14 protein-coding genes are annotated in these 12597 nt (G+C 40.6%); 13 read left to right on the forward strand and 1 reads right to left on the reverse strand.

What is annotated here, in order from left to right; genetic code table 11:
- Nucleotides 1–319 precede the first annotated feature (319 nt).
- Nucleotides 320–1228 carry a LysR family transcriptional regulator gene (locus D8S93_RS17905; RefSeq protein ID WP_152814560.1) on the forward strand — a complete coding sequence of 303 codons (909 nt, stop codon included), beginning with the start codon at nucleotides 320–322 and terminating at the stop codon, nucleotides 1226–1228.
- Nucleotides 1229–1275: 47 nt separating this feature from the next.
- Here the strand turns inward: D8S93_RS17905 and D8S93_RS17910 are convergent, their stop codons facing one another.
- Nucleotides 1276–1722 carry a prepilin peptidase gene (locus D8S93_RS17910; protein ID WP_017818101.1) on the reverse strand — a complete coding sequence of 149 codons (447 nt, stop codon included), beginning with the start codon at nucleotides 1720–1722 and terminating at the stop codon, nucleotides 1276–1278.
- A 192-nt stretch (nucleotides 1723–1914) separates the two neighbouring features.
- On the opposite strand from D8S93_RS17910, the gene D8S93_RS17915 reads away from it, so the two are divergent.
- From D8S93_RS17915 to D8S93_RS17970, 12 genes are read left to right on the forward strand one after another with little or no spacing between them, the layout of a single operon-like run.
- Nucleotides 1915–2169 carry a Flp family type IVb pilin gene (locus tag D8S93_RS17915; RefSeq protein WP_045489096.1) on the forward strand — a complete coding sequence of 85 codons (255 nt, stop codon included), beginning with the start codon at nucleotides 1915–1917 and terminating at the stop codon, nucleotides 2167–2169.
- 56 nt (nucleotides 2170–2225) lie between these two features.
- Nucleotides 2226–2981: a pilus assembly protein CpaB gene (locus D8S93_RS17920; RefSeq protein ID WP_038897911.1), complete on the forward strand. Its 756-nt coding sequence runs from the start codon at nucleotides 2226–2228 to the stop codon at nucleotides 2979–2981.
- Between the two features lie 2 nt (nucleotides 2982–2983).
- Complete coding sequence (locus D8S93_RS17925; protein WP_319803038.1) at nucleotides 2984–4327, forward strand: type II and III secretion system protein family protein; 1344 nt, start codon at nucleotides 2984–2986, stop codon at nucleotides 4325–4327.
- Complete coding sequence (locus D8S93_RS17930) at nucleotides 4327–4776, forward strand: hypothetical protein (RefSeq protein WP_005445974.1); 450 nt, start codon at nucleotides 4327–4329, stop codon at nucleotides 4774–4776. Before D8S93_RS17925 ends, D8S93_RS17930 begins: the two co-directional genes overlap by 1 nt.
- A 3-nt stretch (nucleotides 4777–4779) precedes the next feature.
- The gene (locus D8S93_RS17935) at nucleotides 4780–5979 is read left to right on the forward strand and encodes an AAA family ATPase (protein WP_005445972.1); all 1200 of its coding nucleotides are present in this window, start codon (nucleotides 4780–4782) and stop codon (nucleotides 5977–5979) included.
- A complete protein-coding gene (locus tag D8S93_RS17940; RefSeq protein WP_152814562.1) occupies nucleotides 5976–7241 on the forward strand; it encodes a CpaF family protein in 1266 nt (421 codons plus the stop codon). The genes D8S93_RS17935 and D8S93_RS17940 overlap by 4 nt, the downstream gene beginning before the upstream one ends.
- Nucleotides 7238–8152: a type II secretion system F family protein gene (locus tag D8S93_RS17945; RefSeq protein WP_193621639.1), complete on the forward strand. Its 915-nt coding sequence runs from the start codon at nucleotides 7238–7240 to the stop codon at nucleotides 8150–8152. The genes D8S93_RS17940 and D8S93_RS17945 overlap by 4 nt, the downstream gene beginning before the upstream one ends.
- The gene (locus tag D8S93_RS17950; protein WP_054867411.1) at nucleotides 8152–9018 is read left to right on the forward strand and encodes a type II secretion system F family protein; all 867 of its coding nucleotides are present in this window, start codon (nucleotides 8152–8154) and stop codon (nucleotides 9016–9018) included. The genes D8S93_RS17945 and D8S93_RS17950 overlap by 1 nt, the downstream gene beginning before the upstream one ends.
- On the forward strand, nucleotides 9018–10106 hold the full coding sequence (locus D8S93_RS17955; RefSeq protein ID WP_152814564.1) for a tetratricopeptide repeat protein: 1089 nt from the start codon (nucleotides 9018–9020) through the stop codon (nucleotides 10104–10106). The genes D8S93_RS17950 and D8S93_RS17955 overlap by 1 nt, the downstream gene beginning before the upstream one ends.
- Complete coding sequence (locus D8S93_RS17960; protein WP_005445962.1) at nucleotides 10103–10645, forward strand: TadE family protein; 543 nt, start codon at nucleotides 10103–10105, stop codon at nucleotides 10643–10645. The genes D8S93_RS17955 and D8S93_RS17960 overlap by 4 nt, the downstream gene beginning before the upstream one ends.
- The gene (gene tadF / locus D8S93_RS17965) at nucleotides 10635–11213 is read left to right on the forward strand and encodes a tight adherence pilus pseudopilin TadF (RefSeq protein WP_203342555.1); all 579 of its coding nucleotides are present in this window, start codon (nucleotides 10635–10637) and stop codon (nucleotides 11211–11213) included. The genes D8S93_RS17960 and tadF overlap by 11 nt, the downstream gene beginning before the upstream one ends.
- A 1-nt stretch (nucleotide 11214) precedes the next feature.
- Nucleotides 11215–12597, forward strand: coding sequence for a TadE/TadG family type IV pilus assembly protein (locus D8S93_RS17970; RefSeq protein ID WP_193621640.1), 1383 nt, complete (start codon nucleotides 11215–11217; stop codon nucleotides 12595–12597).

Genomic DNA, 12597 nt, shown 5'->3' on the forward strand with positions numbered 1-12597 from the left:
TGCCTGTCTCTTGAGCTCGGAGATGTGTTTAAGAAACAAGATTAAGACACAATATTATAAATTTACCTTTTTTAAATCAATTATTTTTCAGCGTAAAATAATAATTAAAACATGTGTTTGCAATGTTTTTTGTCTTTTCGGATCAGTGTAAAACTTAGTTAATAAGAAACTGGTTTCTTATACAACTGTTTAATGCTTAGACGTAAAATAAGAGACTGAGTTATAGAGGGGAGCTATTTATTAACTAGCTTCATCTGTAGCTTTATGGATTTATAAAAATTATAACTATCGGAAATTATTGGGTCTTGGTGTTATTAAAATGAAAGCAAATAAACGTACCATCGATGTAAAGTACTTGCGCACTTTTTCACATGTTGCAAGGCATAGAAGTTTTACTGCGGCAGCAGAAAGTCTATATTTAACCCAACCAGCCGTTTCACAACATATTAAAAAACTTGAATGTACTATAGGGGCTGAAGTCTTCGATCGAAAAGATGGATTCAATCTGACTAAACATGGCCAAATATTACTTAGTTATACAGACAGAACAATGTCTTTATATGACCAATTATTTGACGAATTGGCTCAAGTAGATATGTTTGATCGGTATTCTATTGCGATATCTGATTCATTTGCTCCAGAGTTGGTCGCAAAAGTAATTAGCTCTTTTAGAGTGTATAACGACGTCGAGTTAGCTATTACAAGTTATAGCGACATGAATTGTGTTGATAAAGAGAACCACGATTTAGTCTTCGCTATTGGTGACACCACATCCGTGGAAGGGCGTGTATTTCCCCTAAACAGAGAACAATACATTTTAGCTTGTGACTGCGCGGTTGATCCTGAAGAGTGCTATCCCGAGCGAATCGTCTTTTGTAACTCTCTTTCTAGGCGAGATGCCGAGGTGCTTCTTGATTCTTTTGGTGTAGATATTTCTAAGGTAAAACATTGGCTTACGACCTCATCATCACGACTGATGATTAACGAACTACAAGCAGCAAACACGTTTGTCGTTTGTCCAAGTTGGACCTTAGGTGATCACAAATGTAGCCAATATTTATTACCAAAATACATTGAGATGTATGTTTGGTGCAACGATTCGGCAGCCAAGAAAATTGATCAAGAACGTTTAAGAAGTTTGATTACCGAAACTTTCCGACTCACATCTAAAGGAGTGGTAAGTAGAAAACCTCCCACTTCCTTACTGACCAGTTGTGAAGTAATGTAGTAAAACGCCATGCCTATTATAAATAGGCATGGCGTTTGTATTTATAGTCAAGAAAAAAGGGATAGATAAAAGAAAAAAAGTCCACTAATACCGATCGGTATTGTGTAAGGAATGCCATTTTTAAAAGGAGGAGTTTGACGAAAAATGGCCGTCATCCACATCAAAAGAATTTGAATTCCGCCCAATAATCCAATAGCAATCATTGCTAATAACATATATTCACTATGTACACCTAAAAATAGTGCACCGATTAATTTTACATCCCCACCTCCAACTACGTTCATCATCCAAAGCAAAAAGAATGCAATAAAAATACATGTACTCACCAGAACTTGATTAAAAGGAGCTGGAGAATAATACAAGCTAGCTAGTGAGGTAACACTGATAAGAAAAATGAATCGATGCTTCACAATCCTATAGCGAATATCACCATAAAAAATACACATCACGCTGGTAAGGCAAGTTAGCCAAAAGATAAATTTTATATAATTCATTTTACTATTTTAATGGAGGGAGATTGGAATTCAATTGCTTCCTAATAATAAATTATTATGTAACGGATTACATGTGTTTATAACAACTATTTATAAATGAATAAAAAAGCTTAATTGGTGTGATTGTTTCTATTGAGGTAGATTTTCTACGTTCACGAAATGAGTGATTAATTCAAGGAAATAGAGGTAAACATGCTTTTAAACATCAATTCTAAACTTCGTAATATCCGTAACAAATTTAAGTCAGACAAACGTGGTGTAACTGCAGTGGAATACGCAATCATCGCTGTAGCAATGTCTTCAATTATTCTGTTTGTATTTAAAGATGGCACTTTGAAAACAACGCTAAATGAAGCGATGGGCAAAATTTCTACTTCAATGGAAAGTGCTAACTCTGCTGGAGGTTCTGGCAATTCTGGCAATAAAGCTGACGGTAAACAAGGATAAGTTAACCAGTTATAAATTTAGAGAGGGGAAACCCTCTCTTTTAAGGTTTTTATTCTATGAGTAGAGCATTAGTTTTTGTATTTGTTGCCATCACTATGTTTTTGGCTTTTTTCTACGTCAGCGATTTTTTTGATCAGCCTGAGCCAGTGGCAGTGGTCGAAAATGAAGTGTTTGTAGAGGTCGCATTCGTTAATCGAGTTGTAAACAAAGCTGAGCCAGTTAACGCCAATGCAATAGATATTCGTGAGTTTCCCGAGTCGGAAGCAAAACAGCATTCATACGTTCCTTACGCGAGCATCAAGATTGATTCAGGTGCGCTATGGGCGAAAGACGTCAAAGAAGGTATGCAATTAACACCAGACTTGGTTTCTAATCCTGGTGAAAAAGATTACATGTATCTTTCACTTAAAAAAGACCAAGTGCCTTATTACTACTTGTCGCAAGGCAGTAGCATTGTAGAAGCGCTACCAATTCAACCTGGCGATCGCGTCAGTTTTGTTGCCACAACCTCATCTCAATCCAATTTATTAGAAAGTGGCTATTCCGATATCGATAGCTTAACGAGCAACGTCATCATTGACGGGGCTTTGGTTTTGCAATCGATGAACGTTTCTGAAGATGATGATTCGTCAAATGAAGAATATGGCTTGATTATCGCGTTGACCGTTAAACAGGTACTTAAGCTAGAAATGGCACAGAAAATTGGAGCCATAACTCTGGTTCCAGCAAAGATGGTTCATAAATACTTATCTGTAAAAAGTAGCGATTTGATTGAGCATCGATTTGGCGTTCGACAGCTGAGAGGGAATTAAGGGTGTTCAATAAAAATATATTATCAGTCACGCTGGGATTGGTTTTGCTTCTCCCAGCTTCCGCGTCAGCTGGGGATCTATTAAGCCTTGATAAAGGTGCAGCGAAGACGATTAATGTAAAACGCAACATTGATACCGTGTTTGTCGCGGATACTCAAATTGCGGATTACAAGGTCATCGCAAACGGGAAATTAGTGATTTACGGCATTGGCCGTGGCGCCACTTCCATTATCGCGTACGACCGAGCAGGAAACGAAATTTACAACGCAGAAGTGGTAGTAAATAAAAGCTTAAGGCTTTTAAAACAAACGCTTATTGCAAGGTATCCCGATGAAGACATTAAGCTGACTAATATTGGTGAGCAAATAGTTATTGATGGTGTTGTTAGCAGCGAAGAGATCAAAGACAAAGTTTACCGCCATGTTGGCGAGATGCTGAAAAAGAGTAAGCAAAGAAATACTTTTGAGCTTTCTGGCGCAAATGGAGAATCCGTTGATCCGCTTGACTATACAGCTACTTACGTTTTCGAAGATATCATCAACAACCTAAAAGTGCTCACTACCGATCAAATCAATGTGAAGTTGACGGTTGCAGAGGTTTCGAGCTCATTCTTAACAGAACTCGGCGTGTCATACGCAGAGACGAATGGTAAGTCGATTGGCGGTGTTGGTCAGTTCGTCAATAAGATTTTGGACTTTACTGCTGAGGATATCGTTGCGGTGATTTCAGCGAGTGGTAATGACAGCATTGGACAAGTGCTTGCCGAACCAAATCTATCTGTGATTTCCGGTGAGTCTGCAAGCTTTCTAGTTGGTGGTGAAATCCCTATTACAGTTCGCGATAACGATGGTATCTCTGTTACTTATAAAGAGTACGGGGTAAAGCTGTCTATGGTGGCTAAGGTAACGGATTCTGAAAACATTCGTTTGTCACTGCTACCGGAAGTGAGCTCTATTGATAAGACCAATGGTGTGAATTCTGGACTCATCAGTGTGCCTTCTTTGAGGACTCGCAAAGCCCAAACGACCGTACAATTGAAAGATGGTCAAAGCTTTGTTCTAGCGGGTCTGTTGACATCAGAAGAACAGGAATCATTAGCCAAAATCCCTTACCTGGGTGATATCCCGATTTTGGGTGCACTGTTTAGTAAAACCAATACTGAAAGAAGAAAGACTGAGCTGATTATCGTAGCGACAGTTAACCTCGTCGATCCTGTTAAAGAGACCGATATCAAACTGCCGAAGTTCAAACGAACGAGTGATCTTGAGCGTTTGTTGAAACTTGATCTTTCAAATGTTGATGACGAAGAGCTGGAAAATACGATAAAGGCGGGAGGCTTTAACTAATGAAGGCAAACCTATTGTTGGTGGTTTCTGTATTACTCTCGGGTTGCTCGGTATCGGTAACACCAAACAAAACAACCGTAGACACAATTGTAGAAACCTTTGAGTTTCGAGTCACAAACAAAGAAGTGGCGATGGATAAATCGGTTAACTTCGTCAATCAAATTAATCTTCAGTATCCAAAGTCGACATTTGCAATCAATTACGACGCCAAAGAAAGTCAGTTTGTTGATGGCTTTGTGAAAGAAATCAAAGCCAAAGGCGTAAACAAGTTGCGTTATACCCTAAACGCAAACAGCGAAAGCAAAGGCGTAAAAATCGTTGCGAAATACCACAAGATGCAAGAGCAAACTTGTGATGCTGTTTCATTCAACACCCTTAAACATCATCCATTTGGGTGCAGCTTGGAATACAACAGACGCTTGAGTATGACGAATCCTGTGGCGGAGTAAAAAATGGATTTAGATAACCTATTCAAAACGACTTCATCAAGCAAAGATAAGAAGAACAACACCATTGATCTGGTTGTTTCAGATGATTTGGCTTTTCTTCAAGCAATCGACGAGCTCTACGCAATCGAAGGTTTCGCTTCACCTTTAAAAGTCGACGATATTGATGACGAAAGTTGGCATAAAACTAACGCTGAAATAAAACATGTCATTCTTGACTTAAGAGCATGTGGCGAGTTGATTTCAGAAGTTGCGGAGATCTCTTCAAGATTAGACGTCAGCATTTCTCTTATTGTAGTGAGTAACATGGACTCAATACTGATGCGAGATAAAGTCTTGTCATTGGGTGCCAACTACATTCTTTGGGACCCTGAACTCGATGGTTTGTTAGGGGCGCTTAAAGAGTCAAGTGCTGCGACATTCTCACCAACAGTTAAGAAGAAGTCCCGCATTGCCAAGCGAGTCTTAATGCTTGGTAGCAAAGGTGGGGTGGGCGTGTCCACGATCAGTGCCTTTCTTTCACACAGTTTGAGTCAACAAGCTAATTTAAAAACCTTGCTTGTTGAGCATGACACCATCGCACTAAACTCAGACATATTTCTAGGCTTAAAAGGGCTAAAAGCGCAGCAAAACAGCATTGATTTGAACCAGTCTGAACTGGATGCCGCGATTGCTGGAAGCTATGTAAAACCCGTTAAAGATAAGCTCAACTTCCTCACATTAGAAAAGAACGTTGCTTGCTTGAGCGATCATGTAGATTCGTTGTTTCGCATCTCTAATGAACTGGTTGATCAATACAACTTTATCATTGATTCCATGCCGCTCAGTGCGATTGATGAGTTGACAGCAGAAGACATCAGTGACCGATACAACCGTATTTTTATTGTTTGTGAACCTTCTGTGGCCTCACTAAGAGCGTACCACTCAATCAAGAAGAAGCTGGGTAAGTCTGAGCATCGAGTGATTTTCTCGATGACGCGATCTCAGAAAGACTACATGATGCCGCTTCAAGGGGCGAAAGAGAAAATCAAAGCCAAAGACGCGATTGATTTTGCTTATGAAGCCAACCTAGAGAAGCTCATTATTCAACAAGGCATTCAAAATACGGCAAAGCTTAAGTTTGCACCTGCCATTGCCAATATTGTGAATTCGTTGACGGGTAAAAAAGTCAAAGTACAGAAAAAGTTCGCGTGGTTTAAGAAATGAATCACTTGAAAGAAGTTTATATCGAGATCCGGGACGAAATCTTTGACGCTTTAGATGCAGCCTCGTTAGTTGACGTTGAACCGTTAGAGCTTGAGAGCCAACTAAAAGACTCCGTTAATATTCTTATTGAGAAGAAGCAACTTCAAATTAGTAGCTTAAAGCGTTTAGAGCTGGTTAAAGCACTGCTTGACGAGTTGAAAGGTCTTGGACCCCTTCAAGCGTTGGTTGATAACGATGAAATCTCGGACATCATGATCAATGGTCCTTCGGACATCTTTATCGAATTGAACGGTAAGGTAGAAAAATCACCAATTCAGTTTGTTAACGAGAAACAGCTCAACACCATTGCTAAGCGTATTGCCTCAAATGTGGGGCGTCGAATTGATGAATCAAAACCGCTTTGTGATGCTCGTTTGGAAGATGGAAGTCGTGTAAACATTGTTATTCCGCCTCTTGCAATCGATGGGACATCCATTTCGATTCGTAAGTTCAAAGAGCAAAAAATCAAGCTAGAAAACTTGGTTCAATTTGGCGCGCTATCGGTTGAAATGGCAAAGCTGCTTTCGATTGCCAGCCATTGTAAGTGCAACATCCTTATCTCTGGGGGTACGGGTTCAGGTAAAACAACCTTGTTGAACGCATTGTCCGGTTTCATTGGTAGTGGTGAACGTATCGTTACCATTGAAGATGCGGCCGAACTTCAATTGCAACAACCACACATTGTTCGATTGGAAACTCGTCAAGCAAGTGTTGAAGGGACGGGTGAAATCACTGCGCGAGATTTGGTAATCAACGCCCTGCGTATGCGACCAGATAGAATCATTGTTGGTGAGTGTCGTGGTGGTGAAGCGTTTGAAATGCTTCAAGCAATGAACACTGGTCACGATGGTTCAATGTCTACGCTTCACGCGAACACCCCTCGTGATGCGATTGCTCGTGTGGAGAGTATGGTAATGATGGCGACAGCCAGTCTACCGCTTGAGGCGATTCGTCGAACTATCGTGAGTGCGGTTGACCTGATAGTCCAAGTACGACGACTCCATGATGGTAGTCGTAAGATCTTGTTTATCAGTGAAATTGTTGGTCTCGAAGGTGACAACGTTGTTATGGAAGATATCTTCCGGTTTGAAAACAACGGAATGGGTGATGAAGGCAAAATCTCGGGCGAATTTCGAACGCCAGGTCTTTCTAAGCGCTCTGTAATTTATGAGCGTGCGAAGTTCTTTGGCTTGGATGGGGCGCTGCAGGAGGTGTTCTCATGATGCTGATTGTCATTTTGCTATGGGTTGTAATTGCGTTGTTTCTGTTTATTGGGCATTCGAAAAAACAGAAAGAAATCACATCGATCATTGAGCAATCTAATACGTTCGAGGGCGTTTCTGGCTCTCGAGCGGTTATCGATTCAGAAAGCTTTGATATCAGCTACCGAAAAAAGATTAAGGATAAATTTAAGCAGTTGAAAAAGCTGTTGAGTCCTAATGCAGGAATCAAATTGATTGGCTTTTTTGCGGGCTCTTCAGTAGCGGTCTACTTCGTTAACGATTGGTTCTTCATGTTTGAGTATTGGAAAGTGTTGCTTGCTTTGGAGCCAATACTGTTTGTGATGTTTATTCTCAAACTTAGTGGCATTCAAGCGCAGCGATTCAAGGATAACTTCCCGGATGCGCTGAACATTCTTTCTGGTGCGCTCTCCTCGGGTCAGAGTATTGTCCATGCGTTCGAATATGTGGGCACTCAGCTTGATAATGAAGTAGGCGAAGAGTTCAAGAAGATGTCAGAGCGCTTACTTATCGGTGAAGACCCAGATGATGTCTTGGCGCGAAGTGCTGCGTCGTTCCCTTATGTTGAGTACTTTTTCTTTGCGGCGACGATTCGAATCAACTTGAGTCGAGGTGGTCAACTAAAAGATGTCATTAACCGCATCAACCGAATCATGTTTGAAGCAAGGGCAATCGAGAAGAAGAAAAATGCACTGACGTCAGAGGCGCGTGCTTCAGCAAAAATCATCGCGGCTCTGCCGGTAATCTTTATCATGATTTTGAAAGTAACCAGCCCTGAAAATTATAACTTCGTGATGTTTGAAGATGGGGGGAAGCCTATTTTCTATTACGTGTTGATCAGTGAAGCTATCGGATTCTTCTTTATCTACATGATATTAAGAGGGGTGAAGTAGTGGTCGATATAAAATTAATCTTTTTAGCATTAGGGTTGTTTATTTCACTATCTGTCGCGTATTACTCGTTAAAAGTGTTTGATAAAACCAAAGCGAATATTTCGACAAAGAAGATCATTGACTCAACCCAAGAAAAGACGCCTTTTGCGGATAAGTTGGCAGTACAACTTTCGCGCCTGTCTTTTAATAAAGAAGAAACGAAAAACAACTTAGTTAGAGCAGGGATTCATAGTGATTTTATTGCGCAAGCTTATTACCTGCTGAAGATTATACCACTGTTATTTTGCTTAGCATTTATTGGTTATTCTTACATGCAGGGAGACATGGAGTTTTCATCTGCGTTTATTTCATTCTCGCTTTCGATGCTTGTGTGTTTGATTGTGCCAGATATGTACATTTCATCGAAAGGGAATGCGAACGTTCGTCACGTCAGTAGTCGACTGCCTTTCTTGCTCGACTTGATGAATGTGTGTGTGCATACCGGGATGACGCTCGAAGCGAGCTTGGAATATCTGTCGAACGAGCTAAAAACAGTCGATGAAAACCTGGCTTATGTTGTTAAAAAAACGTCAGAACGAGCCAAAATTGTTGGTTTGGATCGAGCGCTTACTGAGTTCTATGATCTGGTTCCAACCACAGAAGCGCAAAGCTTTGTCATGACTCTTACTCAAAGCTTGAAGTACGGCTCATCAGTAGGTGCGGTATTAGCTTCCCTCGCTTCTGATATTCGAGAAATAAATATGCTCGATTTGGAAGAAAAAATAGGAAAGATGGGGGCAAAAATGTCCATACCAATGATCGCTTTTATCATGGTTCCTATTGTTGTTCTAATCGCAGCGCCAGGGATAATGAGGATGCTAGGATAATGAATGTAAAAAACTATATTTCCCTTTTTGTTTTACTGCTTTTAAGTGGTTGTTCAACCATCAATCAGGAATTAGTAACCAAAGAAAAACTACTAACTAATTCTGGACAAACTGAACAACTGATCGAGTTTTATAAAGCAAATTTGGTTGAAGTTCCAAGCTATAAGATAAAACTGATCAATTTATACCTCGATAATAAAGACCAAAAGTCTGCCGAGTTATACATAAATACTCTTGAGAAGAAAGACCTCGAAGATCCAGAGATTATTTACATCTTAGCTAAGTTGGAATATCTAAAACGTAATTATGACGCAAGTGAACGCTATCTAGATGACTATTTAGAAAACGGCGGTCCGAAGGGTAATTATTATCTTTTAAAAGGCAAGATTTTAGCGCGTAAGAAAGATTACAGCGGTGCAATCGCCAACTTCAACGACAGCAAGAAAAACGGCGCATCGGACCGAGAAGCGAATAACAATATTGCCGTCGTGATGATGTTGCAAGGTCGTCCGGAACCTGCGATGGAACTGCTCTACAGCTTGTTTGCGGCTAATCCGAACGATGAAAAGGTCCGCTCAAATCTACTATTAGCTTCGACTCGCTCACACCGACCTGACGTAGCACTGGAAGTGTTAAAGCACGACAGCAGCGAACAGGAAGCGCGAGTCAAACTGAAAAAACTCATGCAGAGCGTTAAACCGCTTCCTAAAAAAGTAACGAAAGCAGTTCCACCAAAGCAGGTCGCTAAAGTAAAGGAAAAGAAAAATATGGAAATGGAAACGAAATCAGTCGATTTGAAACCAAAGTACGTAGCACGCTCAGTTCTAGATCCAAAAAACTTACGCCCTAAAGCACCTTCAATTTACCGAATTCAAGTTTTGGCAACCTATAAGGTGATTCCTTCGGATTACTTAAACTATCTGAAAGGCAATTATGGAAGTGTGTATTCCTACACGCACGGCTTATGGAAGCGTTACTGCATTGGTGAGTTCAGTGATATCAATGAAGCAAAGAAATTTCTTGAAAATATGGATATCAAAGGTGCCTTTGTTGTTGATTACACGAAGAAAAGGTACGTCGAGCTATGATCAAGTTTCAAAAGGGAAGTTTGACGGTCGAGACCGCAATGGGCTTGCCAGTTTTACTAATGGTTCTGTTTACTTGGTTTGACTTGTCGGTTTTAACCTACTCAATGGGCGTGACGGATCATGCATTAACCACAGCAGTGATGAGCAGTAAAAAGCAAGGCAGCTCTCACAGTACTGAAAAGGTCGACTACCAAGACGTAATTAAAACCAAGCTTGAATCAAGTGGTGGCGCACTATGGTCAAAAGTTGTTGATCACTCAACGGTTTCGGCATCGGTTTATTACTTTAAAAACCTAACTGACTTTATCCATTGTAATCGCAGTGGAAAAGCGTTGAGTGAATGCCCAAACATCAAGAAAGGCGACACTGCTGAAAACTCAGTCAACATGCCAATTGCCATATACCAATTGAGCTTCACCTATCAGCCTCTGTTTAACTTTGTTATGCCAAGCATGAACATTAGTCGTGAGATGGTCGCGGTTCAGGAGTACGAGCGCTGCACGTTCAAGTTAGGAGAGGAGATCAGTTGTGGTAACTAAGTCAAAGCAAACCGGTGCTTTTATTGTTGAGCTTGCATTGGTCTTACTCTTTTTTGGCTCCATTATTGCCATGCATATCAACTACACCATCGCCGTTAATAAAAAAGGGCAGTTGGATAGGGTGGTGTATTCGATCGTCAGTGTTATTAGTGAACGCCGACAGTTGTTTGCCAATGAACTTGATATTTGCGGCGCAGGAGGTAAGCAGTGCGAGACACACATGAACAATTCGTTCGATATGGCGAAAGGCATGTTGAAACGCACACTACCAGATTTTGACGAAAATGAGCTGGGGATGCGAGTCTTAGAGCTATCTTTGATTGATAAAGATAAGAAGCTTGTTAGAACCACCGCCTTAAAGGGCATGACGGCGGGGTGTAATTTTCCGGATCTAGAGGACATTACAGTGGAAAAAGCAACAAAACTATTGCCTTTGACCACGCAGAACCGACGCCTTCCTCTTTATCACGTGTCTCTTTGCTACAAAACGCCGTTTAACATTATCGGTCTTATGAGCGGTGAGCCGATCAAAGTAGTGACCAGTTCCTATTCATTTGCAAGGATTTAATATGAATCGCTTCACTAAGCAAAAAGGGGTTGCTGGGATCATATTTCTTTCGTTTCTCCCTATATTAATCATCACTTTCTCGTTTTCTGTTGGCTATACGCAACGTTTGCTTGCGCACTCAAAAATAGAAGAGGCGGCTGAAGTTGCAAGTCTTGCCTTGATTGCAAGTCCGGGCAAAGACAATCAAGAAGACAAAGACTATGCGCAGAGAATTGTTGACTTATATATTACCGACAATATTAGCGACATTCAGATCAATGTATCGACCAAGAAGTGTGAGTACAAAGACGGTTGTGTTCAGAAAGCCAATGAGTTATCGCCATTTGCAGACTTCACCGTGGTTGCCACCTCTGAGCATGATTCATGGATTTCACATAATGAAATCGGCGTAGAGCCAAAATTCAAAGTTTCTGGCGACTCGATCACCCGGAAATACTTACCTCAACCGGTGGATATCTACTTCATACTGGATACCAGTCAATCGATGAGTAACCTGTGGTATGGGCAAAACAACAAAACTCAGATGCAGGTGGTGAAGGAAACAATCACCAAGGTTGTCGAAGATTTGAAGGACTTCAAAACCGGGGAGAATAAGAAGAGTCGCGTTGCCTTGTTGACTTACAACGCCTACAACGTGAAATACGATAAAAAGGATCGCAGACTAAAATTCTACGACTATGCAAGTGAGTTTTCTCACACAGAATCATCTTTCCAAAGCATTGTCGATGATATGTTTGACCAGTCTGTGGATGAACAAAACGTGTACCACTCTAGTTATTATAATCAGGCACGAGATATTCCAATAACAGACAACTATCAGGACTTTATCAATATATTGAATTCCAACAAGGTAATGCCTGCAAGAGGGGGCGGTACCGACTCTTGGTTAGGCTTGATTGCAGCAGCGAAAGAAGCGGACAAAGTGAAGAAAGAAGATCGTAACCCGGAACAGGTGTTTATCTTCCTTTCTGATGGTGCAGATACAGACGTACGATTCCCTGACCATCTCCATAGAAATAGTACGTATAGAAACAAATACGATGTAGTCACAAAAAGTTATCGAGACAGTTATGGTTATATTCAGTATCAACAAGTTTACGACAAGTTCTTGAAGTCATTAGTGCGTGAACACAACCTTTGTGAACAGCTCAAGAAAAGAATTTCTAGCAAAGAAAATAAGTTTCAAAGTGAACACGCGAAGTTAGAAGGTGAAAAAACAAAAGTCACTATGGGCGTTATAGGTGTTAACTACAACGTACAAAAAGACGATGGGTTCGGTGATTGTGTTGGCGAGAAAAATATTTATCACGCAAAAAATGGTAAAGATGTCTACAAATATATATTAAATCTGATTAACGAAGAGACAGGACGATTAAAAGATTAA

Origin of the sequence: Vibrio sp. VGrn 2, assembly GCF_009361695.1 — a bacterium.
Classification (GTDB): domain Bacteria; phylum Pseudomonadota; class Gammaproteobacteria; order Enterobacterales; family Vibrionaceae; genus Vibrio; species Vibrio diabolicus.

Bases quoted from the DNA above. Each gene is read 5' to 3' on its own strand.
- D8S93_RS17905 (WP_152814560.1), top strand. From the start codon at position 320: ATGAAAGCAAATAAACGTACCATCGATGTAAAGTACTTGCGCACTTTT.
- D8S93_RS17910 (WP_017818101.1), bottom strand. From the start codon at position 1,722: ATGAATTATATAAAATTTATCTTTTGGCTAACTTGCCTTACCAGCGTG.
- D8S93_RS17915 (WP_045489096.1), top strand. From the start codon at position 1,915: ATGCTTTTAAACATCAATTCTAAACTTCGTAATATCCGTAACAAATTT.
- D8S93_RS17920 (WP_038897911.1), top strand. From the start codon at position 2,226: ATGAGTAGAGCATTAGTTTTTGTATTTGTTGCCATCACTATGTTTTTG.
- D8S93_RS17930 (WP_005445974.1), top strand. From the start codon at position 4,327: ATGAAGGCAAACCTATTGTTGGTGGTTTCTGTATTACTCTCGGGTTGC.
- D8S93_RS17935 (WP_005445972.1), top strand. From the start codon at position 4,780: ATGGATTTAGATAACCTATTCAAAACGACTTCATCAAGCAAAGATAAG.
- D8S93_RS17940 (WP_152814562.1), top strand. From the start codon at position 5,976: ATGAATCACTTGAAAGAAGTTTATATCGAGATCCGGGACGAAATCTTT.
- D8S93_RS17945 (WP_193621639.1), top strand. From the start codon at position 7,238: ATGATGCTGATTGTCATTTTGCTATGGGTTGTAATTGCGTTGTTTCTG.
- D8S93_RS17955 (WP_152814564.1), top strand. From the start codon at position 9,018: ATGAATGTAAAAAACTATATTTCCCTTTTTGTTTTACTGCTTTTAAGT.
- D8S93_RS17960 (WP_005445962.1), top strand. From the start codon at position 10,103: ATGATCAAGTTTCAAAAGGGAAGTTTGACGGTCGAGACCGCAATGGGC.
- D8S93_RS17970 (WP_193621640.1), top strand. From the start codon at position 11,215: ATGAATCGCTTCACTAAGCAAAAAGGGGTTGCTGGGATCATATTTCTT.